Raw genomic sequence first — 23,467 nt, 5'->3', positions numbered from 1 at the left:
ATGAGCGACTCCCCCTGGACACCGCTCCATGCTACTTTGCACCGTACCCTGAAAGTGCGCCATCTATTACCCAAAGATCGGTTGCTAGTTGCGGTTTCTGGGGGACAAGATTCTCTATGCTTAATCAAACTCTTGCTAGACTTACAACCTAAGTGGGGCTGGATGCTAGGGATTGCCCACTGCAATCATCGGTGGCGCACCGATTCCGAGGCAAACGCCCTCCACGTCGAAAACCTAGCCAACGCCTGGTCAATCCCCTATTACGGGGCTATTACCGACCGTTCTTTGCCTAGCGAAGCCGCCGCTAGAAAATGGCGTTACGAGGCTTTAAGTGAAATTGCCCTAGCCCACAATTACCAGTACATCGTTACCGGACATACCAGCAGCGATCGCGCGGAAACCTTACTTTACAATTTAATTCGTGGGAGCGGAGCCGATGGCTTGCAGGCGCTCTCTTGGCAGAGACGGCTCGATTCTGGACTCCAACTAATTCGTCCCTTACTCCAAATTACCAGAGCCGCTACTGCCCAATTTTGTCAAGCTACGAAGTTGCCCGTCTGGGAAGATAGCACCAATCTTGACTTGAAATATGCACGCAACCGTATCCGCCACGAACTATTACCCTACTTGCAATCCTTCAACCCCCAAGTAGAAACCTCTCTAGCTCAAACCGCCGAGCTATTGCATTGTGAAGTAGAGTATCTAGAACTTACCGCCCAACAACTGTACGCCCAAGCCCGTCACCCCCACGAACTCCTAAAACTTAATTGTCAGGTGCTGCAAGCTTCCCCCCTAGCCTTGCAACGCCGAGTCCTGCGCCAATTTCTTTTTCAAGCCCTTAATCGCAGTCCTAACTTTGAGCAAATTGAGAAACTAATTGCCCTGATCTTTGCTCCTAATAAAGCCCAAACCGATCCTTTTCCTGGAGGAGAAGTGGCTAAGGTAGAAAATGGCTGGATTTCTTTAATTTCACCTTAAACAGCCTTTTTATTTAACGAACCACAGAACTTAACAACTTGTCCCGAATTTGCTCTACTTGACTTTGCTCGTCAGGAACTTGCAAGTTTTCAACACTAGCCGAAATTGCCCTTAACTTATGCTTTAACTCCTCTAAATTATCTTGAATTGGTTGCAGCATTTCTTCGTAAAGATTGACTTTACCCCAGCACTGCGCCGTTAGTGCAGCTTGAGAGTATAAGTTTGACTCCATTTCTTGCAACTCCTGGCGAACAGTTTGCTGCGAATTAGTTTTGCTAAGGATATCTGCTTGCAATTGCTGAGTGTGCGCCCCTAACTGCGTAATTTCCTGTTCCAGCTTTTGTAGTTCTTTTGCTTGTTGCTGCTTAATTGAGTCAATTTGCACAATAATCGGACTCAAATCACTTTTATAGTCCTCTTGTTTAGTCGCTGGCGTAATTCCTTGTCGCTGCCACAGTACCGACTGATGCTGATTTAAAACTTGTTTGCGCTCCTGCAAGTTTTGACGCTGACCAACTAAAGTTTGGTCTAAAAATTCATAGGTGTCTCGCTCCTCAGCTATTTCAGTTCTTAGCCTAGAGACATCGCTATCGCTAGCTTGGCTCAACTTTCCTTGCAAGTTATCAATATTTTGCTGTAAAAGTCTGAGTTCTTCCTCTTGATCGTTAACAAAGCCCGAAGCACCTGCCAAATCTCTTTGCAACTCTTGAATTACGTGCTGTAGCTCCTCTAAAGACATATTCTCTAGCGCGTTCAAATCCACCTCTTGAGATTCATCAAGATTATCTGGAGCGACTAATCGATGTAATTGATGATAAATTTCCTCTTGCTTGCGTAACTTAATGCCGAGAATTTGCGCGTCTTCTTGCTTTGTATTGCGAGCAGAATTTTGCATCTGTAGTTTTACTAAATCTTGCTCCAGAGCCTTTTGATCGGTTTCCCACTGGGTTGTGCGGCTAGTCAATATTGACTTAAGATTATCTACTTCTGCTTGCTGGCGTTCGGCGTTAGCACGTTGCTGCTCGAATTGTTGCCAATGATGGCTCAAGATATTTTGTTGGTTATCAACGGTTTCTATAGAAACGTTTAACTGTTCTTTTAAAGCTGCTTTGGGGGCGACACTATTTGCCAAAAGATCGAGCAGTTGTTGCAATTGCTGCTTGGTACTATCGTCTAACACCGTACCTTGCTGCTCCTCCAAGCGGCGCTGTTCTCCCCGCAAGTGTTCCCAAGCCCCCTCTAATTCGGTGCGATGGCGCTCCACTTCCCCTTGCAGTTGTTCTACATTATGTTGGGCGGTCGCAAAGGCTTGTTTCTCCCCTTCTAGACGTGCGAAGTCATCTTCTATATGTTGCAACTCGTCTAGCCGCCCCTCTAACTCGGTATTGCGGCGGTTTAACTCTTCACTTTGATAAGTTAGAGACTGTTTCCATTGCTCAATTTCTTCTTCTTGACCTTTAGCTTTTTCCATCTGCCGGGAAAAACCTTGTAATATTCCTACCAACGGTCGACCAGCTTCGCGAATTTGCTGTGCTTGTCTATTGGCATTCAAATCAGCTAATACTAACACCCCAACATTAAAATTATTAGCTTCCTCGGCGGCGATCGCTTCTTCTCCCTGCACAGCAGCCCAACTTTGATCGGGCCTTTGATACGCCAGCAACCTTAATTCCGCTTTCGCCGATGCCATAAATCCAGTCTTATTTTTTTGCTTTTGTACTTCTGCTAAATACAGCACGCCGATCGCCCTCTTAAATATAATTAATGCCCGATTGGGGCGGCTCACCTTTGCCTAAAAAATCGTTTAGTCCGTCTGCATTAAACTTAGTTGAACAGCAAAATGAAAAAGTTTTCTGATGGTTCTTGGCTTGCAAACTACTAGAGCAAAACTGCCTTACTTCTATTTTGGACTGATCGAGGCAATCCTATCCACTAAATAAACTCTAAAACTACTAAACCTGTGCAAATTATTCGTTATCTATGAGTAACTATACTCCCAGCGCCGGAGAAACGCCATCAATTTAAAGTTGGGCAAACTTAATCCGGCGTTGAAAGTGAGGAGGCTCAAAGGTGATCTTTGCTCCTGCTGCCGACAATTTATTATTCTTAACTTCTTGCCAACACTACTGATTAAACACATAAAATCTTGAATAAATTTTGACGAGCCTACACTTCTGGTCTAACCTTGGGCAAAATGAGTTCAAACATTTACACTAACCAAAATCAGGAGATTGATTAGTTAAATGCAAGGCAACCTCAATGAAATCGATATCCGCAGTATCTTACAGTTGATTCTAGGTCAAAGAACTATTAAACTATTTGTAGAAGCTTATAGCGGCAGCTACATTACCGAATCCTTCGCAAGATCGATCCAAGCCCAGAATTACACAGTTTTCCGTCTTTGCCAACTCGCTCTTGGTTTGTCTTTTTCCTCAATGGTCAAATTATATATGCTACCGATAGCAATACCAACTTGTTTCGCTTGCGCGACTACCTGCGGCGCTATCAAATTGGTAACATTATTGACAATATGCAATTTTCCTGGGCTGAAACCCATAACATTCAGGAGTATACCTATTTGTGGACGCTACTAAAACACAACTTTCTCACTCCAAGTCAAGGACGCACTATTATTCATAGCATCATCCAAGAAACGCTATTTGACTTACTTAGTCTACATTAAGGCACTTTTATTTTTGATATCTAGCCAGTAATACCACAATTAACTACCTTAAAAATTAGCTCCGCAGTCACAAAAATTATGCAGCAGGTACAACAATGGAAACAATTGCATCCCCACATTAGTTCCTTTGCTCAGTGTCCCCTAATTATTGACGAGCTACAGTTGCAACAATACTTACCCACCTCTACCTTTAATCATTTGCAGCATTGGCTGATGGTTAAACCTCTTTGCAGCAATTAGCCCTCCATCTCAATTGACCTGTAGCCGTGGCTAGAGCTATTTATCCCTTGAGCCAAAAAAGTTGGGTGCAATTAGTTTGTCCACTGCTAGTCGTACCTTCTCTAGTCTTGATAGTTCGCAGTTTTCTCCAGCACAAACTCCTGAAATTGCTTGCATTCATCCAGACCCAACAAATCAAGTCAGCAAAGCTACTTTTAGCCAGCACTAACAAAAAATTGAAGTAGTTTTTTTTGATGATCCTCAAAACACTTTAGGCTACCTATTTGAACTTAAACAAGATTTAATTTTCTGCGACTTAGTGCCATCATCTTCGACCTTAGATGGCTAGATTTTTGTGCCATGCTCCGCCGCTCTAACGCCCGTTGCCACACGCCAATTATTGTGTTTAGCCGCAACTTATTTATTCAACGCATCAAAGCCCAACTGTTTGGAGCTACAAAGTATTTGGTTGCCCAGTTAACGGAAAACAATCACTAACATTACTGGAGAAATATCTAAATTTCAGTAGGATTATTGAAAGCTCAACAATTCTTTAATAAATTGCTGCCTCTTTCCTCCTCCAATCCTGACTATTTCCTCCGTAAATTCACCGATATTAAAGCTTACTTTTACTTAGTTTAAGTTAGTTCTCAGTGAATTTTCGCTTGGATACATCGCCCCGGTAGCGTTAAGTTTATTGGGTAGTTTAGTTGAAAACTTGATGTTAAATTTCTATCAAAGCTGAGAAATCATCAAAACTTGAGAGAATTTAATTTATGGGTTTCAACTTTTCTCAAAATTTCTATTTACTCTTGTAGGCACATTATTACTTGAAAGTACAATGAAATAACAACCTATATAAAAAATTAACCGCACAATTTCATTGCTACTATTTAGTCAAAAAGCAACCATTTTAGTAGTTGGCGACTTAAATTGATTAAACGTTATTAGGATAAGTCATGGTAGTACGTTCTTAATCAAGAACGTTTGCACCAAAAGGCAAATTAACAATTATGAGTACAGTTCTAGTTGTAGAAGATAGTATTACGCAAAGAGAGATGATTACAGATCTCCTTAAAGGTAGTGGGTTAGTAGTAGCGATCGCTACCGATGGCATGGAAGCTTTGGAACAAATCAAAACTTTTCGTCCAGACATAGTAGTGCTAGATATTGTTATGCCCAGAATGAATGGCTACGAGGTCTGCCGTCGCCTGAAAACCGACCCCAAAACCCAAGGTGTACCAGTCGTCATGTGTTCCTCCAAAGGCGAAGAATTTGATCGCTACTGGGGGATGAAGCAAGGCGCGGATGCTTATATCGTCAAACCGTTTCAACCAAAAGAATTGGTCGGAACTGTCAAACAACTACTCCGAGGTTAAACATTATGGAACCCAACACCTCAACCAGTAGCAAGCCTAGGCAACATTTAACTGAGTTTCAAGACTTAGAAAACAAAGAAGGCGAACTTTACCTGCGTTTTTACGTAGCTTCAGAGCGAGAATTTGCTTTGCCAGCAACGGTAGTCCGCGAAGTAATTTCCGCGCCTTTAGACCGCATTACACCAATTCCCAACGCACCCTACGCGCTACTGGGGACGCTAAACTTGCGCGGTAGAGTAATTTGGGTAGCAGACCTTAGTTACTTTCTAAACGAACCCAATGCGCTCAATACCGAACGAGCAGAAATTTCAGTCATAGCCGTCGAACAACAAGACATCATGGTCGGATTAGCCGTCGATCGCATTGTCGGGATGGAATGGCTAGAAGCAGAAGAAATACAACAAAATAATTCAGACAGTACCACCGGATTTGTACAAGGTGAGTGGATGCTAGATGAGCTTTCTAGCAAAAGCCTACAACTGCTGGATCAAAAAGCAATCATCCAAAGTGGGCTATGGGTCGCATGAAATCTCAGCAAGCAGAGGAGCAAATGACATCAAGTAACGATCGCGAGCAAGAATATCAAGCGGCACAAAAAGCTTATATTCAAGGCAACTATCCAGAAGCGGCAACTCTCGTTGACCGATTAGTCGAGCATTTTCCCACCGACCCCAGCAGCCGTTTGTTACGGGGTCACATTTACTGCATTTTAGAGCAGTACAACGTAGCTAAAGAGCAATATCACCAGGTAATAAGTTTAACTAGCGATCGCGACTTGATTGATTGCGCTAGTAGCGGTCTTGAAGCGGTTGAGCAGTACGAAGCTCAAGATACTTCACCCAATCGGGCTACTGCTCCAGAACCAGAATTAGAAAACACCTTTCTAACTAATGCTGAACCCCAAAATTCTTTATCCTCACCACCAGCCGCAGATTTTACTGATTTTAGCTTTGACGAAAGTAGCAACAATTTCTTAGCAGCACCTTTTGATAGCTCACAGGCTCTAAACGACCCGAATTTAGCCAGCAATGACTTTCAAACCTCTGCTGACCCTTTTGCTTGGAGCCAGTCTCAAGAAGAAGCGGAAGCTGCCCACAACTCACCTTTTACGCCAGAGCGTTTTAGCCTCAGTTCTGAAGGGAACCTGGAACCATCCGATAGTAGTGAAGATCAAACTTTCTTAACGATGGGCAAGCCATCTCAAGAGACCTTATCCCAAGGAATCGCTTTTGAGCAGCTTGATTTGCTCAACTCCCAAAACATAGAAAGTATTGCCAATGACGAGCAAGACTACTTAGCAACACCACACCAAAACGGATTTTCAAGCCAAAACGGTTCTCACTCAGCACCACAAGCTAGGGAAAATACGCCAAGTTTCGACACAGCGCTAGACTACATGGACGAAAATCGTACGGGCGATTTTGATTTAAGTATGTCCTACAAGGATGCAAAGGAAATTCGCTCCTATGGATCGTCGTCGGATTCAGCTTCTTTAGAAGATATGTCAGAGCCGCTTTTGCTCCCCGATGATGATGAATTAAGCAGTGGTTTTTTTCTGCCAGAAACGACAGCAGAGGAAGGAGAAGTATTTAGCATTAATAATTCCCCTTCTTCAGGCACAAACTACCAGCCAGAACCGATGGCAGTTAACAGCCCTAGTAGTGGGAACACTGGTAGCTTGTTAAATCTTTGGGACAATGGGGGTTCAGAAAAAAAACCTTTCCTGACGGCAGTAACAGTAGGATTTGTCTCTACTTTAGTCGTCGCCGCCGTAACTTTAGGCGCACAACTATTATCTCCAGTGGATAGTCGCGCGGCTGTACGGAATAGCGGTTTAGCTATGGCGGTCGCCGCCGGACTTGCAGGTTTTGGAACTACTAAAGTTTTAGAAGGGAAATCAGCAAAATACCGCAGTCAAACAACGCAGAATCTAAAAGCCCAATTTGAAGTTCTGCGTACTGGTAACTTCGATGCCCAGGCTACCGTTTATTCTCAAGATGAATTTGGTTCATTAGCAACCAATTTCAACACCATGGTCAAAGGGCTATCAGAGACGACGGGAGAAGCGCAACGCAAAGCTTTAGAACAAGAACAAGCTAAAGAGGAACTACAACGCCAAGTAATTCGCCTCCTAGATGATGTAGAAGGAGCCGCTCGTGGTGACTTGACAGTTCGAGCGGAGGTTAGCGCCGACGTTTTGGGAGCCGTTGCCGACTCCTTTAACTCGACAATTCACAATCTGCGCGAAATTATCCAACAGGTAAAAACTGCCGCCCAACAAGTAAATAAAGGAGCGACTGATAGCGAGGTTTTTGCCCGCGATTTATCTTCTGATGCCTTGCGCCAAGCAGAACAATTAGCCGTCACCCTCAACTCTGTGCAAGTGCTAACCGACGCGATTCAACGGGTAGCTGAAAGCGCCAAAGAAGCCGAAACCGTTGCCCGTTCTGCTTCTGCTACTGCCCAAAAAGGCGGTGAAGCTGTAGATCGGACGGTAGAAGGAATTCTGGAAATCCGACAGACCGTAGCAGAAACGACGCGAAAAGTCAAGAGATTAGCCGAATCATCGCAAGAAATCTCAAAAATTGTTGCCTTGATCTCGCAAATCGCCTCTAGGACTAATTTACTCGCACTTAATGCCAGTATTGAAGCCGCCAGAGCCGGAGACGCTGGGCGAGGTTTTGCGATCGTTGCCGATGAAGTCCGTCAACTAGCAGATCGAATTGCCAAAGCCCTGAAAGAAATCGAACAAGTCGTTAGACAAATCCAAACCGAAACGGGTTCAGTAATGACGGCGATGGAAGAAGGCACTCAACAGGTTATTCAAGGAACTAACTTAGCAGAACAAGCGAAGAAGTCACTCAATGACATTGTTCAAGTATCCAATCGGATTGATACTTTGGTGCGCTCCATTACCGCAGATACAGTCCAGCAAACAGAGACTTCTCGTCAAGTTGCCTCCGTAGTGCAATCGGTAGAACTAACAGCCCAAGCAACTTCTCAAGAAGCACAGCGCGTTTCTGGCTCCTTGCAAAGCTTGGCTGGAGTAGCTGGAGACTTGCTACATTCTGTCGATCGCTTCCAGGTGTAAGGCAGTTTTGAAACCGGCTCAAAAACCTCAAAACTTCCCCACCCACAACTATTTTGTCTCCCGTACCTAAACCCCATAAATCAAACTATTGCTATGCTGCCAGAACAACAACAGCGTATTTTGGGCTACTTCATTGAAGAAGCTAAAGACCACCTAGTTACTATTGAGCAAGGATTGCTGAACTTGCAAACCACGCTCCAAGATTCGGAAATGGTCAATGAACTGTTTCGCGCCGCTCACTCGGTTAAAGGTGGAGCCGCAATGCTCGGAATTAGTAGCATTTTGCGGATAGCTCACCGTTTTGAAGACTTTTTTAAAATTCTTAAGGAATCTCCTAATTTTCCGGTCAATCGCACCTTAGAATCGCTGCTATTAAAAGTATTTGATACGTTACGCGCCTCGGTGGAGCATTTGGAAAGAGCCACCTTGAACGACGAAACAGCCAGCGCTTTGATGAGCAAAATAGAGCCAGTTTTTACAGAAATTGACCAACATTTAGCCGCCGAAAGTCGCCCCGATGCCAATAACAATGTAGAAGATCCGGTAATAGCAGCTTTTCAAAACGATGTTCCATTGCTACTGCGGCAGATGTTGGAGCTATTTAAGCAACCGCAATCTTCCGCCTCTACTCAACAACTTCAAGAATATTGTCAGCAATTAATTAACTTAGGCGCACAATTTGGCTTACCGGGTTGGATAGAGCTTTGCCAAACGGCAGCAAAGGTTCTATCCAATCCCCAAAACACCTACCGCACCCTAGCACCTGTTGTCATTACTGAGCTTAAGCAAGCGCAAGAATTAGTTGCTGCTGGATATGCTACAGCAATAATTAGGGGCGAACAATGGCAATCTCTGCTCTTTACCCCATCCTTAAATATAGAGGAGACAGAAAATGAGGCGATCGCCCTCGATTTATTTGAGTTTGAATCGACAGATCGAGAAACCACCGATTTATTCGCTCTAGAACTAAATACCGAAACCCCAGATTATCTTGATGCGGACGCTCAAAGTGAAATGTTCGCTCTCGATAATTTGTTTACAGATCAAACTACCATTCAAGACCCCAGCACACAATTCAACTTTACCGATTTATTTGAAGATAATTCTGCCAGCACTGGCGACGCTCAACAGAGCGATAGTTTGTGGGACGACGAAGTATTTGCACCTATTTCAGAAGAAGACAACCTATTTGCAGCCGAAGATGACTTAGAAGCAGAGGATAGTTTAGAGCAATTTACTTACGCTCAAGAGCTAGAAAATACTAACCCCTCCTTAAACGATGAATTTGACAATTTAGATAAGCTCTTAGAACAATCTCCGGTCTTTGTAGGTTCTCCTACGGTGCAATCACCGCCCGCCGATATCGTGGCTAGTAGCCCCCAACCTCTAGGCGAAGCCACACCAAGTCTTGCCGCTAGTTCAAAGCGGGGAGTATTTGAGCAAATGATGCGCGTACCCGTTAAGCATCTAGACAACATCAGTAACTTAGTTGGAGAACTGGTTGTTTATCGTAACAGCTTAGAACAAGATCAGCTAAGACTAAGACAATTTCTAGATAACCTCTTGAGCAAAGTCCAACAACTCAGCGAAGTAGGGTTCCAGATGCAGGAGTTGTACGAACGCAGCTTGTTGCAAAGTTCGCTCACTAACCGCAAAAAAGAAGTGTCCCCGGCTGAAGGTGCAGGTTCTAGCAATACTCACTCTACAGGTATCGATTTTGATGCTTTGGAAATGGATCGCTTTACAGGCTTCCATACCCTCACCCAGCAGATGATTGAGTTAATTGTCCGGGTGCGCGAATCATCTTCTGACATCGAATTTGTTACCGATGAAACCGATCAAGTAGCGCGTCAATTCCGCCAAGTTACAACTCAATTGCAAGAAGGTGTAACGCAATCGCGCATGGTAACTTTTACCGAAATTGCTGGACGATTGCCCCGTGCTGTCAGAGATATTTCTTTGAAGTGCGGTAAGGAAGCGGAACTAATTATTAATGGTCAAGATACTCTAATTGATAAGGTGCTGTTGGAGCAACTGTATGACCCAATGACGCATTTGGTCAATAATGCCATTGCTCACGGCATCGAAAGTCCAGAGGTGCGTACAAGTCAAGGCAAATCACCCATAGGTAAAATAACTGTTCAGGCATTTTACCAAGGCAATCAAACCGTTATTTCTGTAACCGATGATGGCGCGGGTATTGATACAGACAAAGTTTTGGCTAAAGCTATCCAAAAAGGGCTAATTTCTCCAGAAAAAGCTCAAACTATGGCTCGTCCTGATATTTACAACCTGCTATTTCATCCTGGCTTTAGTATTAAAGACACCATTGATGAATTTGCCGGGCGAGGTATTGGTATGGATGTGGTGCAAACTAGCTTAACTGGGATGCGCGGCTCGATTAGTACCGACTCTACTTTAGGATCGGGAACTACTTTTACTATTCGCTTGCCTTTAACCCTCAGTATATGTAAAGCGCTGTGCTGCTTAAGCGATAAAGCTCGTATTGCCTTCCCCATGGATGGGGTAGAGCAAATGATCGAACTTCCCATTAAAGATATAGTTACAAACGCTCAAGGAGAAACTTGTCTCTCTTGGCGGGATAACTCTTTGCTACCCTTTAGACACCTTAAAGAACTTTTAACCTACAATCGCCACCTTAGTCGTGGCAGTATCTACGGTAGCGGTCGCTCGGAAGACACGATTTCATTAATTGTCCTGCGTAGTGGCAACACATTTATGGCGGTGCAAGTAGACCAAGTGCTAGGGGAACAAGAAATTGTAATTAAGCAGTTTGAAGCACCCGCACCGAAACCTTTGGGAGTTTCTGGAGCTACCGTTATGGGAGATGGGCGAATTATGCCCATTGCTGATGTACTAGAATTAATGGCTCTAGCTACAGGACGGTTACAACGAGAACCGCTTAACCTAGCCGATTCTATGGATGGGAGAATTCCAATTCGACCTGTGCTTAAAACTGAGCCAATGGTATTGATTGTTGACGATTCAATTACCGTTCGAGAACTGCTATCAATGACTTTTAACAATGCTGGCTACCGCACTGAGCAAGCGCGTGATGGTCAAGAAGCTTGGGATAAACTCAATGACGGGCTACCTTGCGATATTGTCTTTTGCGATATCGAAATGCCAAGAATGGACGGGTTAGAATTACTATCTCGCATCCATGAAAGTCCCAATTTTAAGAATTTACCCATTGCGATGTTAACTTCTCGCGGTTCCGATCGCCATCGCCAAATGGCAGTGCAATTAGGGGCAAGTGGCTACTTTATTAAGCCCTATCTTGAAGAAGCTTTGCTAGATGCGGCTCAAAGGATGATTAAGGGGGAGGTATTAGTTACTGCTCCTAGTAGTGTATAGATGCGATCGCCTAACTATAGTTAGGCGATCGGAGCCAATAAACTATTCTGCTAGGATTAGCGAGTAAGCAAAAACCACTATCTAAGGGCTGAAACTTCCTACTAAGGAGTCTCGCCCTTAATTTAGTAAGCCGATAAAAAGGCAACCCCGCGAGCAAAATGGATTGGTAAGCGCGATAGCGCAAGCGCGCACGCAGGGCTTCGCATTTATGCCTTTAAAAGTCCAAATTTGGTTTTTTTTAAATCTCTGTCGCATCGGCGCTGAGAGTGTCAAAATCAATTTGATGACTAAACTTATTTGACTGCGGGAAAACTAATTTTATGACTTTCACTCCTAGGGTAAAGCGGGTTGATGTTGATGAGCAGCAACAATTAAAGCAAGCTTTGAATTTACTTAAAGAAAAACGTTTTGATGAAGCAATTACTTAATTTACTGCCATTATCCAAGCTCATCCTACGTCAAAAAAAGCTAACCTAGGCGCAGCTATTGCTCACTTTCGTCAACGGCAATACGACCAAGCCATAGCCTATTTTGAAACAGTGATGCGCCTCGACCCTCTAGCGCCTCAAGCCCCTCTGTCTTGGGAAAATCTATCTCCGTCAAGGTAACGCGCGAAAAAGCTGTGGAAAAATTGGTTGATGCCATTAATCTAGCCCCAAAACTAGCCCAAGCTTACGTAGTTATGGGACGAATATTTGTCAAACAAGAGCAATATCCAGAAGCTATTCAACAGCTAAAAAAAGCATTGCTTTTAGATCCGCGTATTGTTGCTGCTCGTTTGAACTTAGCTCAAGCTTATGTTAAGCAAGACTTCTTACCAGAAGCCGTAGCAAAACTTAAAACTGCGATAAATATCGCTCCGCAAAATTTGAGTAGTTACTTACAACTAAGTAAGGTGTATTTACAGCAACAAGAACAAGAAAGTGCGGAAGCTGCTTTATTAACCGCTACAACAAAAAGTAGTGAAGCCCTACCTTTTGTTTTGTTACAATTAGCACAAGCCTTGTTAGACGCGAAGCTCTTAACTCAAGCAAGTGAACTCTTGCTAACTATACCCAAAACCCCACAATCAGCACCAATAATTCACAAGCTTTGGGGTGATTTGTACCATCGTCAAGGTTTATTCAAGGAAGCTACCGAAGAATATCGAGCTTCTAGCGTCCTAGCATCAAGCGCAAATATTTCTCTTGATGAGCTAGATAATTTTGATAGTCTTAACGATTCCTCTGGTGAGGATTGGGAAGAATTAGCAGATAGTTACAGAGAATCTGCACTTGCACTACTTTCTGAACAGTCAGGTCGGCGACATTTAGAAAGGTAAAGAGTAGAAAATAATTAGAGTCAAAGCTAGTTTTCTACTTTTTTGTGGTAGTTATTTCTATAGGTTGTTATTTACAAAAATTGAACTATGACGAATCATCTTGTATACGTCATCGTTTATAAGCAAGAATTTGTCAAATAGGTAGATAGATTAGGTATAGTTGACCTGTCTTTTAAAACTTTTGTCCCTCATCTATCTTTACCCAAAGTTCTCCAAGACCTCGGCTATCAAACAATTGCCAGAGTTTCTATGCCCGTACTCAATCAATTTACGGTGATTAATCAGTATTTTGATGATTATGCTTTGATGCCCCATGATAATGATTTTGCTTCAATGGTGCGCGATGTAGAATTTGTTGATGATGAACTGCGATTTTACTTTTTTAATCTCGGTGAAACTCACTACCCTTATATGCTTAATGGCGATGACCTGCCCCACATTTCTGGAGTACATGGGGTATTTAAAGAGATGGACGAGGTACTACTAACTAGAGCAACTTCCCCAGCCAGCAAATTTTTTGACCTAGCAGAAATGCAACGTTTGCACAAACAACAAGTTAATTGCGTTGAATATGTAGATAAGTTAATGGGCGAACTTTTTGCCAAATGCCCCCCGAATACTCACATTATTGTCACGGCAGATCATGGAGAGTTATTTGGAGAAGATGATTATTTTGGGCATGGCCCTATTATGCACGAAAAATGTTTTGAGGTTCCTTTTTTAGAAGGATTATGCCCGAAAACTTAACTTTGAAGAAGTTTTTGGAACCTAATAGCACTAAGATTGGTTACAAAAAATTAAGTGGCTACAGAAGCGGTTTTGTTAAGTTATATACATGGCAACAACTAAAGTCGTAGGCAAATCAATATTGGCTTGGTGATAGCGCGCAGTTAAGCATACTTTGACAAAAAAAGCTGTATTAAACAAAAGTCTTAACAACAAACAAAAATATCTGCTTAGATAAATAAATTATATTAAAAGAGTTGAAGTTTCCGTAACTTGGCAAATAATTTCTATTGCTAACGTTGGTAGTAAAAATGCTTGGGGTACTTAAACAAAAAGTAATAAATGATTATTGGCATAAATTTAATTATTTTTATGTATAAAAAGGCAAATAAATATGGAATTCACCTGTTTTTCGCTCAATCCTATGGGAATGACTCATTGCGGTAATGCGATTTCCACAAATAGGGCTGGAGGAGTAGGGAGCTTAGACCTAGAGCTTTGCCTTGATAATCAACTAGATTTAGCCCCAGAAAACTTAGACAAATTGTTAGAATTATCCAGCTTACCGGGCGGGGTAGGATTGCGATTAAAAGCCGAGCAGATAATTACAAGGGAGTCTTTACTAACAAAAATTAGTTACGTCCTTCACTAGTTAATAGTGAGTGGAGAAAACTTAGAATTACTCTAGTTTTTACCCGAAAGCCCTAAGCGGCGATTGTTGTTAGAAATAACTGATATTAATCAATTAGAAGTTATAGAAAATAGTTGCAAAAAAGTAGAAATTGCTGGCTTAGTAGCGCGGGGAAATGAAAGCGGCGGCTGGGTAAGTGAAGATGCGGCATTTATCCTCGCGCAGAAATTACTTGCAAAACAATCTTTGCCTGTAATTGTTCAAGGTGGTATAGGAGTACATACGGCGGCGGCCTGTCGGGCGGCGGGGGCTTTGGGGGTAGTGCTAGACGCTCAACTATGGCTAATGCCAGAGTCTCCCCTACCTAGAGAATGGCAGCAGTATTTAATTAACTTGAGTGGCTCAGAAGCGGTACTAATTGGCGAAAGATTAAATGCCCGTTGTCGCGTTTTGTCTCGCCCTGGTTTTGCTGTTATTAATAACTACAACAATTAGCAGAGCAGTTAGACCAACAACCAGAATTGGCTAAAAACTGGCAACAGCAAGCGCAAGCGCTAATTGGTTGGGGTACGCCTGGAGAAATAGCTTATCCCATTGGGCAAGCCAGATGGTATGGCGCTACGGAAACACGTTAGGACAGTGTTTAAAGGCAGCATCAACACAATCACCAAAGCTGTAGAATGTATGCTTGGAGCGATGAAGAACTATACAAAACTAGGATGTTTCACGGTACTCGGTTTCAAGGAGTTAAGCATATTCGTCAAGTTAGTAATAATGGCATTGAAGCGGATTTATAAATCTTAGGAATTGATACCTTTTTTAGCCATATTCAAGAGCCAATCTTTCAAATAGACGTAATTATAATAGACGTGGCGGCTCAATTAATTGCTTATTGGATAGCGGCATCGGTAGGCGTTGATTTTCATACCTTCCCAGTGCAAATTACCTTTTTTAAGCATACCAAATCCTCCCGCTAGGAAGCCCGGTTGTTGGTAAAGGAAAAATGAGCTTTACAAGTGATAGACAAATAGAAGCTAGCATTAATTTTTTTGATGCTGTTGGTAATATAATCGCTAAATTGAATGCTTGCAAGAAGTATTTATGGCTTTTCCTACCAAATATCATAAATGTTTTACGTCTCCCATCAATGCCTATTTATCTGATAGCTACCTCCAAGACAAAACTAATCTAGTATGCCGTTGGTTAGAAGAATTTTCCCTAGATTTTTTAAAGGAAATGGGGGGAATTATTGCGGTAACAATTGCTCACTTAATGTTAAATAAGCAAGAGCGAGAATTTTGGTATAGTTTACTCGAAAAAAGCTTGCGGCGTAACGAATGGTTACTAGGAAGAATTGTTGATAAAGACGTTATTCGCCAGTGGGCAAAACAACATTTTGCTCTCGAACTTGCACCCAAATTTTATCGACAAGTTTAGGTAAACCTGTATTACAAGTTCCAGAATTAGCAAACCTAACTGCATTACCCGATGTTTCAATTAGCCACAGTCAAAACTTCTACGTGGCGGTGGTTTCTAGTGTAGGATTGCAAGTTGGGATAGACCTTCAAAAATTAAATGCTGTTCGCACAAATGATTGGCTAGATGTAGCTTTTAGTTCTCTGGAGCTTGCCATATTAACACAATTCTTACAAAAAAATTCGACTTGTTAATGGGCGCTTGGTGTGCTAAGGAAGCTACTGCAAAAGCCGCAGGAATAGGATTACAAGGAAATCCGCATCAATGGCAAATAACAAGTTATAACTTGTTAAGTCAAGAAATTACGATTTCCTATGCCCAAGAATCTTTTGTAAGTAAAATGTATTTTGGCAAAGAAGAAGTTGTTGCTATTTGTCAGAAATAAACTAATTTAATCAAGAGAAAAGAAAATGTCTGTATTAAACACTGAATCTATCCAAGTAAAAGTAATTGCGGTACTTCAAGATATGATTGCTGATTGGGAATTGGATGATATTAATGAAATTGATGCAGAAACTAAGTTGATGGAAGATTTTGCTTTTGAGTCTTTAGAGGTAGTACAGTTTGTAGTATGTTTAGGAAAAGAATTTGAACGAAGAAATTTACCTTTTCAAAACTTATTTAAGCACGATGGTGATTATGTAGATAAAATCAAGGTTAAAGAAGTTGTAGGGTTTTTAAATAAAAATATTTCAATCTAAAGAGAAGTAGTTTTAATTTGCTAACTAAGATAAGCTTTAGCTGATAATAATTAAAAACTCCTATGGTTTTTATTTTCCAAAAGGTAGCTATTTGCGTTAATTTAAAATAATTAGCCAAAGAAGCGGAGATTTTTAGCGCTATTGCAGGTATGGGTGAATCAAGAAAATATTAGAAGATGAACGATAGGGAACTAGACATTTTCTTAGAATACCTTAAGCAAAACCAAGGTTGCGACTTGACGGTTTACAAGCACTCAACCTTACAGCGTCGCTTAGGGGTAAGGATGGGTCAAATTGGCATTGATAATTACAGCGCCTATTTAGACTATCTTAAACATCGCCCTAATGAACTTCCTATTCTACTTGACACTATTTTTATCAATTTTACAGGCTTTTTTCGTGATACTGATGCTTGGGAGTATCTAGCCAAGGAAGTTATCCCCAAAATTCTCAACCGAAAAAAAGCTCACGAACCCATCCGCATCTGGAGCGCTAGTTGTGCATCGGGAGAAGAAGCCTATACGTTGGCGCTGCTATTGGTAGAAGCCTTGGGAATAGAGCAATACTTGCTGCAAGTTCAAATTTACGCCACCGATGTAGATGAAGCGGCTTTACGTCAAGCACGACAGCATTGTTATACTAATGCTCAAGTAGCAAGTGTCCCCCCAGCGCTTTTAAATAAGTATTTTGAGCTAACGTCCCAAGGTTATGTTTTCAATCCTACCCTGCGCCGCCGCGTAATTTTTGCTCGTCACAACTTGCTTGAGGACGCACCTATTTCTAAGCTTGACTTACTGGTGTGTCGCAATACACTGATGTATTTTAACCACGACGCCCAAGTAAAAACTCTGGTTCGCTTTCATTTTGCCTTAAAAAACCTTGGCTTTATCTTTTTAGGGAAAGCGGAAACTTTAGTTAGTCGCTCGTGTCTTTTTACCCCTGTAAGCGTCAAACACCGAATTTTTAGTAAAGGAGCTAACCTAGAATCTAACGATATACTGCTGTTAAGTAATAAAAATGTTCAAAGCAACATCGACCTGTTTACAGACTCTAAAGGTTTTTGGCAATCTGCTTTTGAAACAAGTCCTATTGCTCAACTAATTGTTACGCCAAACAGCAAACTTATCGGCGCAAATAAAAGTGTTAGAACTTTGCTAAATATATCCGTTAAAGATTTAGGCTATTCGTTGCAAAAATTACCGCTTTTTATTCAGTTAGGAGAATTAAACTTCCAAGTGGAGCAGACTTTGCAAAATCGCTCTCCAGTTACGCTCAAAAATGCCCAATGGTCAACCGATGGGATAGTCTACGAGTTAAATATAGATATAGTTGCGATTTCTGATTATCAGGGTAGATTTTTAGGCGCAAGTATAACATTGAGTAATGTTACACCCTAGAAGCAATAAAAAGTGCGAAGCTCTGCGAGCGCGCTGGCGCTATCGCAAATTTATTTATATTAACTAAACTCATTTTTCTCTATTGCTACTCCACAATCTCCTTATAAACTATTTTTATTTTTAAGTTACAATTGCAATCTCCCTAACTTTAAAAGATTATGAAAAAAGTTTTAATGATTGGTTTAGATGGAGCTACCTTTTCTCTTTTAAAACTATTAATGGATGATGGTAATATGCCATTTCTAAATGAGTTTATCAGCCAAGGAGTACAAAGCGATTTAATGTCTACATCTAATCCGTTAACGCCCCCAGCTTGGACTTCTACAATTACGGGTAGAAGCCCGGATGTACATAGTATCTATGATTTTTTACATCCCCAACCATCGGAAGACAATGTTTTTTTAAAATTTAATGATTCTCGAAATATTCGCTGCGAAATATTGTGGATTACAGCTAACCGTTAAGGTAAGCGAGTGACATATTTAAACTTTTATGGAATGTCACCACCAATACCTGTCGATACTTATTTGATTTCGGGTTTTGTTCCCTGGAAACATCTCCGCAGTGCGACTCATCCTCCTAGTTTATTTGACACTTTAAAAGCTTTACCTAACTTTAACTATAAACATTTAGATATGGATGTTAGCGAAGAAAAAAAATGTATTCAAGGCTTAGAATCAAACGAGTACGAAAACTGGATACATACCCAATCAATAAGAACGAAAGCTTGGGCAGATATACTCTGTCATTTGATGGAAATTGACCCTATCGAGCTAACTGCAATTGTGTTTGATAGCCCGGATAAATTATAACATTTATGTTGGCGGTTTTTAGATCCGCTTAACACGATGCCAAAAGTTATTATCGAGCCTACTAAGGACATTTTTTAAACTACCAGTATTTGAGATCGGCTGAGGATTTAGTTCTCATTCACGGTTTAGGTGCTAATTTGGCGTTTTGGTATCCTGGAATTGCTGGGATACTATCTAGACATTACCGAGTAATTATTTATGATTTGAGGGGACACGGTAATAGTAGTATGTTTAGTTGTGGCTATACTGTAGTAGCTATGACGGTATTGCAGGTATTATTAGATCAGCTTGGAATAGTAAGCGCGCACATTGTCGGACATAGTTTTGGGGCTAGAATTGCTTGCCAATATGCGATCGCACATCCTCAGCAAGTCAAGTCTTTAACTATAGCTGATACTCAGTTTTACTGCTTGCAACCAAAAATGCCACTGCGCGACTGGTTTTATTGGCATATTTAGAAAGAAAAACTTATTGAGCAAGGGGTAGATTTCCCCTAAGAAGATGAATTTATTAACTTTCATTTGCTCACAAAATTAAATCAATTTAATAGTAAATCGGTTCGCAAACCTTATTTAAAAAATCGAGTATTAGGGCGCAGAAGTCAACAAAAGTGGCAGAGCTTAATGGACAATACTATGGCTATCAAAGAGTTTGATGAAGATGGAATTATTGCCACAGATTTTAGCTTAATTTCTAGTCCTACTTTAATAATTTATGGCGAATACTCTCCCTGTTTGCCTACTTATTGGAAATTAAAAGAATTACTACCCAATTGTCAATCTAAAATATTACCTAAAATAGGGCATTTTCATCCGGTGGTGCAACCAAAGAAATTTGTTTATAATTTAGGGAAATTTCTCCAAAAAAATGCAAAAGCAGAAGAATTATTTGCTCTCTCAGCCACAAAGGAACTATAGTTAATGATTCAAAAAAAAGTAGCAATAGTTACGGGGGGTAGTAGTGGAATTGGTCGAGCGACTTGTATTGCCTTAGCAAAAGCAAATTACTTTATTGTATTTGTAGGTACTAATTTACAGCGAATTAATAATACCTTAAACTTGCTACCAACTTCGGGGAACTTAGGCTTATCGCTCAATGTAACCAAAGAACAAGCAATCATAACAATGGCGACTAAAACTATAGATTATTTTGGCAGAATAGATTTATTAGTGGCTAGTGCAGGCTTGGGAAAATCTACTTCTGGGCGGCTTGTTCCTTAGGCTACTGCATCGCTTCCTTACGATGAATGGAAAGCAATTTTAAATGTTAATCTTACCAGAATATTTCTCAGCAATCGGGCAGTTTTGCCAATAATGATCGAGCAAAAATTAGGACATATTAATAATATTTGCTCGTCTTCTACTCGTCATGGTTTAAAAGGAGAACCTTATGCTCCGGCTTATTATGCTTCTAAGTTTGGTGTAGTTGGTTTGACAGAATCTTTAGCACAGGAAGTTAGTTCTCATGGTATTCCCGTCCAAGCAATTTTTCTGGGTTTAGTTTAAACTCCAATGATTGCTCAAACGGCATTAGTGAGCCGCTACGGTGGAGTAATGAACGTTGATGATGTTGCCGAAACTATTATTTATTTAGCTACTCAAAAGATAGATGCAACAATTATTAATCCGCATCTAATACCATTTGTTCAACATTAAAGAAAGTAATAATTTTGACTAATAATTTAACAGCTAAAGTAATTATTATTACTGGGACAAGTAGCGGTATTGGTAAAGCTTGCGCTAATTTACTAGCAAGTCAAGATAGCCAAGTAGTTTTAGTAGATATTAATCAAGAAAAGCTCGACAATACTGTAGCAGAAATCAAAAAAAATATAAATAATTCAGCGAATATTTTTGGATTGACACTCAATGTTTGCGATGAAGCGGCTATGAAAGAAATGACCGCTCAAACTTTAGCAAAGTTTGGGCGAATAGATTGCTTAATTGCTAGTGCGGGGATACTACGCATTGGCAACAATTTAAGAACAGTAATAGATACTCCACTTTCGGAATGGGAAACAATATTGCAAACTAATCTTACAGGAACTTTTTTAAGTAATCAGGCGGTGTTACCTGCAATGATTGCCCAAAAACAAGGAGATACTGTCAACCTTTCTTCGGTATCCGGTCGTCAAGGACGGGCTTTTGATGCAGCTTATTGCGCCTCTAAATTTGGCATTATTGGGTTTTCGGAATCTTTAGCGGAGGAAGTTGCAGCTTATGGGATTCGGGTACAAACAATTTTACCGGATGCTGTAGATACGCCGTTGTGGGATTAAAATGACCCCCAGTCTATGAGAGCGGCTTTAGCTTTACCGCCGGAAAGAGTCGCCCAGTTGATACTGCATCTTTACTCTCCCCCACGATGCTTTTATGTTAAATACAGTAATTGCGCCTTTTAAGGGGCGAAAAAAACGTACTAAAGATAAAAATACTTGATGGCGCAGGAGTCAAGAGTAAAATAATTTTCCTGCCATCACCCGATAAAATTTAATTATCCTCCTCATCAATTACTATGCAACTTACTCACACTCCAGCTATTAATAACAGTCACAGGCGGCAACTTACACCCCTAGAAATGCCTGTACGTTTGCTGCTTGGTCCTGGCCCCTCTAATACTCACCCTGATGTTCTCCAGGCTATGAATACGCCCCCGGTGGGACATTTAGATCCGGCATTTTTGAAGCTTATGGATGAAATTCAATCTTTGCTGCGTTATGTGTGGCAAACTGAAAACCCGCTAACTATTGCTATTAGTGGCACAGGAAGCGCGGCAATGGAAGGCGCGATCGCAAATTCTATTACACCTGGCGATACAATCCTTATTGGTGTAGCTGGGTACTTTGGCAATCGTTTAGTAGACATGGCGGGGCGCTATGGTGCAGAAGTACGCACTATAACCAAGCCTTGGGGGCAAGTTTTTAATCTCCAAGAACTCCGTAGCGCCCTAGAAGCACATCGTCCGGCGATTTTGGCGCTAGTTCATGCTGAAACTTCTACCGGGGCGCGTCAGCCGCTTACAGGGGTGGGGGAGTTGTGCCGAGAATTTGACTGTTTGCTATTAGTAGATTCGGTGACAAGTTTAGGTGGTGTGCCGTTATTTTTGGATGAGTGGGGAGTAGATTTAGCTTATAGTTGCAGTCAAAAAGGTTTAGGTTGTTCCCCTGGTGCTTCACCGTTAACAATGAGTCCCCGCGCCGCACAAAAGTTGCAACAGCGCCAGACAAAAGGTAGTAACTGGTACTTGGATATGGAGTTATTAAGCAAGTATTGGGGCAAAGAGCGCACCTATCACCATACCGCCCCGATTAACTTGTACTACGGTTTGCGTGAGGCTTTGCGGTTGCTATCCCAAGAAGGAATAGAAAATTCTTGGCAGCGCCATCAGCAAACGGTAGAGTATTTGTGGCAAGAGTTGGAAAATATAGGTTTAAAACTGCACGTAGAGCAAGAATTTAGATTACCAACGCTAACTACTGTCTGCATTCCTGAAGGTGTAGATGGGAAAGAAATATCTCGCCAGCTACTCAATGACTACAATATTGAAATTGGCGGCGGTTTGGGCGAATTGGCTCAAAAAGTTTGGCGAGTTGGATTGATGGGTTACAACAGTCGCAAAGAAAATGTAGACACACTAATTGCCGCTTTAAAACAAGTATTGCCCTAGTATCGTCCCCTTTGCCAGGTAACATAAGTTAAAAACATAATTTAGTTACCTGCCTTTATGTCTGCAAATAATTTAACCCTCAATTTGGTTGAAGGTTCGGTATCTTTTAGCTTCTCCGCCGAGTCAGCCAGAGAAATGCAAAATGCGATCGCGCAATTAATGACTAATATTAAAGCGGCGGGGGTAAAAACTCCTGGCACTAAATCTAAGCCTCAACCGCCGCTAGAGTACCGCTTTACAGGGAATGTATTTCTTGAGATTTTCTGCAATCCTAATATCTGGGCTACCCCTTTTGCGGCTAAAGTCTTAATTACTTTGCGAGATGATCATATTCGCTTAACTACTGAAGCTGAACTAACTCGCGTAATTGAAGACCTTAACCAGTATTTAGAACAGGTGGGTTGATATTCACCCACGACTGAAGACTTGTTTTTTGATAAAATTTATCAGTTAGAAGCTTGGAGCGGTTTGTTTTTAAACGTCTACCAAACTCTAACTGTTAGGGTTAACCGATGTTTGGATAAATCTTTGCAATGTGTTGTGGGTTCTCCTCTCTTGATGTTAACTGAAGGGTAGTTAACAACGATTGTTGCTGTTGAAAATTAGTCAAAATTTAGTCGTTAGCCCAATGTTCACAACCGATTAAGTCACCAATGCGATCGCGCAACAAAAAGTCGCATTCTTCCAACTCACATTCTACACAAACCCATTCCCGTGGTGGAATGTACTCGCACAATGTGTATATTGGCTGCTGCCGACTGATTACACCTCTTTCTACCAATTGACGCGCTTCGTCTTTAATCACGTTTAAAGAATATCGAATTGATGGCAAAGTATTCACACTCATGATTTTATCCTAATTACTGATTTTGTTTTGTCACGCTCAATGCTCACCAGGCTAACAAACATTATTAAAATCAGCCTCAGTAGCCAGAGTTTTGTATTTCGTTATACTGAATTGTTTTCATTATGGCGCTACAGCCCTAATAATTATATTAAAATATGTTGC

The 23,467-nt window shown here is 41.4% G+C and carries 29 protein-coding genes and 2 pseudogenes; 29 read left to right on the top strand and 2 right to left on the bottom strand.

All coding sequences use genetic code 11. The features are described 5' to 3' along the window. Nucleotides 1–978: a tRNA lysidine(34) synthetase TilS gene (gene tilS, locus C7B70_RS09415; protein WP_106368796.1), complete on the top strand. Its 978-nt coding sequence runs from the start codon at nt 1–3 to the stop codon at nt 976–978. Nucleotides 979–991: 13 nt separating this feature from the next. On the opposite strand, the gene hmpF is transcribed toward tilS, so the two are convergent. Then, nucleotides 992–2,764: a pilus motility taxis protein HmpF gene (gene hmpF, locus C7B70_RS09410; protein ID WP_199192159.1), complete on the bottom strand. Its 1,773-nt coding sequence runs from the start codon at nt 2,762–2,764 to the stop codon at nt 992–994. A 615-nt stretch (nt 2,765–3,379) separates the two neighbouring features. Here hmpF and C7B70_RS09405 point away from each other — a divergent pair. The 28 genes and pseudogenes from C7B70_RS09405 (at nt 3,380) to C7B70_RS09310 (ending at nt 22,863) form a co-directional block, all read left to right on the top strand. Next, nucleotides 3,380–3,661, top strand: coding sequence for a DUF4388 domain-containing protein (locus C7B70_RS09405; RefSeq protein ID WP_106368795.1), 282 nt, complete (start codon nt 3,380–3,382; stop codon nt 3,659–3,661). Between the two features lie 78 nt (nt 3,662–3,739). Next, entirely contained in the window at nt 3,740–3,901 is a 162-nt protein-coding gene (locus C7B70_RS26305; protein ID WP_158260479.1) for a hypothetical protein, read from the top strand. Nucleotides 3,902–3,962: 61 nt separating this feature from the next. After that, on the top strand, nt 3,963–4,109 hold the full coding sequence (locus C7B70_RS26300; RefSeq protein ID WP_158260478.1) for a hypothetical protein: 147 nt from the start codon (nt 3,963–3,965) through the stop codon (nt 4,107–4,109). A 131-nt stretch (nt 4,110–4,240) separates the two neighbouring features. Continuing rightward, on the top strand, nt 4,241–4,378 hold the full coding sequence (locus C7B70_RS26295; protein WP_158260477.1) for a hypothetical protein: 138 nt from the start codon (nt 4,241–4,243) through the stop codon (nt 4,376–4,378). Nucleotides 4,379–4,893: 515 nt separating this feature from the next. Continuing rightward, nucleotides 4,894–5,259, top strand: a complete 366-nt coding sequence (locus C7B70_RS09400; protein WP_106368794.1) for a response regulator transcription factor — start codon at nt 4,894–4,896, stop codon at nt 5,257–5,259. Nucleotides 5,260–5,264: 5 nt separating this feature from the next. Next, nucleotides 5,265–5,786, top strand: a complete 522-nt coding sequence (locus tag C7B70_RS09395) for a chemotaxis protein CheW (protein ID WP_106368793.1) — start codon at nt 5,265–5,267, stop codon at nt 5,784–5,786. Continuing rightward, the gene (locus tag C7B70_RS09390; RefSeq protein WP_106368792.1) at nt 5,783–8,350 is read left to right on the top strand and encodes a methyl-accepting chemotaxis protein; all 2,568 of its coding nucleotides are present in this window, start codon (nt 5,783–5,785) and stop codon (nt 8,348–8,350) included. The genes C7B70_RS09395 and C7B70_RS09390 overlap by 4 nt, the downstream gene beginning before the upstream one ends. A 93-nt stretch (nt 8,351–8,443) precedes the next feature. Next, nucleotides 8,444–8,710 (top strand): annotated as a pseudogene (locus C7B70_RS28725) (Hpt domain-containing protein); the annotation flags it as partial. 672 nt (nt 8,711–9,382) lie between these two features. Beyond that, nucleotides 9,383–11,728, top strand: coding sequence for a response regulator (locus tag C7B70_RS09385; RefSeq protein WP_369831844.1), 2,346 nt, complete (start codon nt 9,383–9,385; stop codon nt 11,726–11,728). Between the two features lie 437 nt (nt 11,729–12,165). Then, complete coding sequence (locus tag C7B70_RS28720; RefSeq protein ID WP_369831843.1) at nt 12,166–12,336, top strand: tetratricopeptide repeat protein; 171 nt, start codon at nt 12,166–12,168, stop codon at nt 12,334–12,336. A gap of 14 nt (nt 12,337–12,350) precedes the next feature. Next, nucleotides 12,351–13,049: a M48 family metallopeptidase gene (locus C7B70_RS09380; protein WP_106368790.1), complete on the top strand. Its 699-nt coding sequence runs from the start codon at nt 12,351–12,353 to the stop codon at nt 13,047–13,049. Nucleotides 13,050–13,205: 156 nt separating this feature from the next. Beyond that, nucleotides 13,206–13,796 (top strand): sulfatase-like hydrolase/transferase, encoded by a 591-nt coding sequence (locus tag C7B70_RS09375; RefSeq protein ID WP_339376685.1) that lies wholly within the window; start codon nt 13,206–13,208, stop codon nt 13,794–13,796. A 373-nt stretch (nt 13,797–14,169) separates the two neighbouring features. After that, nucleotides 14,170–14,427, top strand: a complete 258-nt coding sequence (locus tag C7B70_RS09370) for a hypothetical protein (protein WP_106368789.1) — start codon at nt 14,170–14,172, stop codon at nt 14,425–14,427. Nucleotides 14,428–14,493: 66 nt separating this feature from the next. After that, nucleotides 14,494–14,901 carry a hypothetical protein gene (locus C7B70_RS09365; RefSeq protein ID WP_106368788.1) on the top strand — a complete coding sequence of 136 codons (408 nt, stop codon included), beginning with the start codon at nt 14,494–14,496 and terminating at the stop codon, nt 14,899–14,901. A 606-nt stretch (nt 14,902–15,507) separates the two neighbouring features. Then, nucleotides 15,508–15,843, top strand: a complete 336-nt coding sequence (locus C7B70_RS09360) for a hypothetical protein (RefSeq protein ID WP_106368787.1) — start codon at nt 15,508–15,510, stop codon at nt 15,841–15,843. After that, nucleotides 15,786–16,076: a hypothetical protein gene (locus tag C7B70_RS25895; RefSeq protein ID WP_146134026.1), complete on the top strand. Its 291-nt coding sequence runs from the start codon at nt 15,786–15,788 to the stop codon at nt 16,074–16,076. The genes C7B70_RS09360 and C7B70_RS25895 overlap by 58 nt, the downstream gene beginning before the upstream one ends. Continuing rightward, nucleotides 16,076–16,267 carry a 4'-phosphopantetheinyl transferase superfamily protein gene (locus tag C7B70_RS09355; RefSeq protein ID WP_106368786.1) on the top strand — a complete coding sequence of 64 codons (192 nt, stop codon included), beginning with the start codon at nt 16,076–16,078 and terminating at the stop codon, nt 16,265–16,267. The genes C7B70_RS25895 and C7B70_RS09355 overlap by 1 nt, the downstream gene beginning before the upstream one ends. 25 nt (nt 16,268–16,292) lie before the next feature. Next, nucleotides 16,293–16,583: an acyl carrier protein gene (locus tag C7B70_RS09350; protein ID WP_106368785.1), complete on the top strand. Its 291-nt coding sequence runs from the start codon at nt 16,293–16,295 to the stop codon at nt 16,581–16,583. A 176-nt stretch (nt 16,584–16,759) separates the two neighbouring features. Then, entirely contained in the window at nt 16,760–17,980 is a 1,221-nt protein-coding gene (locus tag C7B70_RS09345) for a protein-glutamate O-methyltransferase CheR (RefSeq protein WP_106368784.1), read from the top strand. A 158-nt stretch (nt 17,981–18,138) separates the two neighbouring features. Beyond that, nucleotides 18,139–18,444, top strand: a complete 306-nt coding sequence (locus C7B70_RS27655) for an alkaline phosphatase family protein (RefSeq protein ID WP_233220872.1) — start codon at nt 18,139–18,141, stop codon at nt 18,442–18,444. A gap of 9 nt (nt 18,445–18,453) precedes the next feature. Beyond that, the gene (locus C7B70_RS27650) at nt 18,454–18,792 is read left to right on the top strand and encodes a hypothetical protein (RefSeq protein WP_233220871.1); all 339 of its coding nucleotides are present in this window, start codon (nt 18,454–18,456) and stop codon (nt 18,790–18,792) included. A gap of 89 nt (nt 18,793–18,881) precedes the next feature. Further along, entirely contained in the window at nt 18,882–19,250 is a 369-nt protein-coding gene (locus tag C7B70_RS09335) for an alpha/beta fold hydrolase (protein WP_106368783.1), read from the top strand. Nucleotides 19,251–19,415: 165 nt separating this feature from the next. Next, on the top strand, nt 19,416–19,709 hold the full coding sequence (locus C7B70_RS09330) for an alpha/beta fold hydrolase (protein WP_146134025.1): 294 nt from the start codon (nt 19,416–19,418) through the stop codon (nt 19,707–19,709). 3 nt (nt 19,710–19,712) lie between these two features. Then, nucleotides 19,713–20,297, top strand: a pseudogene (locus C7B70_RS09325) (SDR family oxidoreductase). Between the two features lie 6 nt (nt 20,298–20,303). Next, nucleotides 20,304–20,447 (top strand): hypothetical protein, encoded by a 144-nt coding sequence (locus C7B70_RS27645; RefSeq protein WP_233220870.1) that lies wholly within the window; start codon nt 20,304–20,306, stop codon nt 20,445–20,447. A gap of 14 nt (nt 20,448–20,461) precedes the next feature. Beyond that, on the top strand, nt 20,462–21,070 hold the full coding sequence (locus tag C7B70_RS09320; RefSeq protein WP_233220869.1) for an SDR family oxidoreductase: 609 nt from the start codon (nt 20,462–20,464) through the stop codon (nt 21,068–21,070). Between the two features lie 236 nt (nt 21,071–21,306). Further along, nucleotides 21,307–22,458 carry an alanine--glyoxylate aminotransferase family protein gene (locus C7B70_RS09315; RefSeq protein WP_106368781.1) on the top strand — a complete coding sequence of 384 codons (1,152 nt, stop codon included), beginning with the start codon at nt 21,307–21,309 and terminating at the stop codon, nt 22,456–22,458. A 57-nt stretch (nt 22,459–22,515) separates the two neighbouring features. Next, entirely contained in the window at nt 22,516–22,863 is a 348-nt protein-coding gene (locus C7B70_RS09310) for a hypothetical protein (RefSeq protein WP_106368780.1), read from the top strand. Between the two features lie 208 nt (nt 22,864–23,071). Here C7B70_RS09310 and C7B70_RS09305 read toward each other — a convergent pair whose 3' ends face one another. After that, nucleotides 23,072–23,305 (bottom strand): DUF4327 family protein, encoded by a 234-nt coding sequence (locus C7B70_RS09305; RefSeq protein WP_106368779.1) that lies wholly within the window; start codon nt 23,303–23,305, stop codon nt 23,072–23,074. Between the last annotated feature and the right edge of the window lie 162 nt (nt 23,306–23,467).

It is taken from the genome of Chlorogloea sp. CCALA 695 (genome assembly GCF_003003885.1).
Lineage (GTDB): Bacteria > Cyanobacteriota > Cyanobacteriia > Cyanobacteriales > Chroococcidiopsidaceae > Aliterella.
This window is presented reverse-complemented; position numbering and strand designations above follow the sequence as displayed.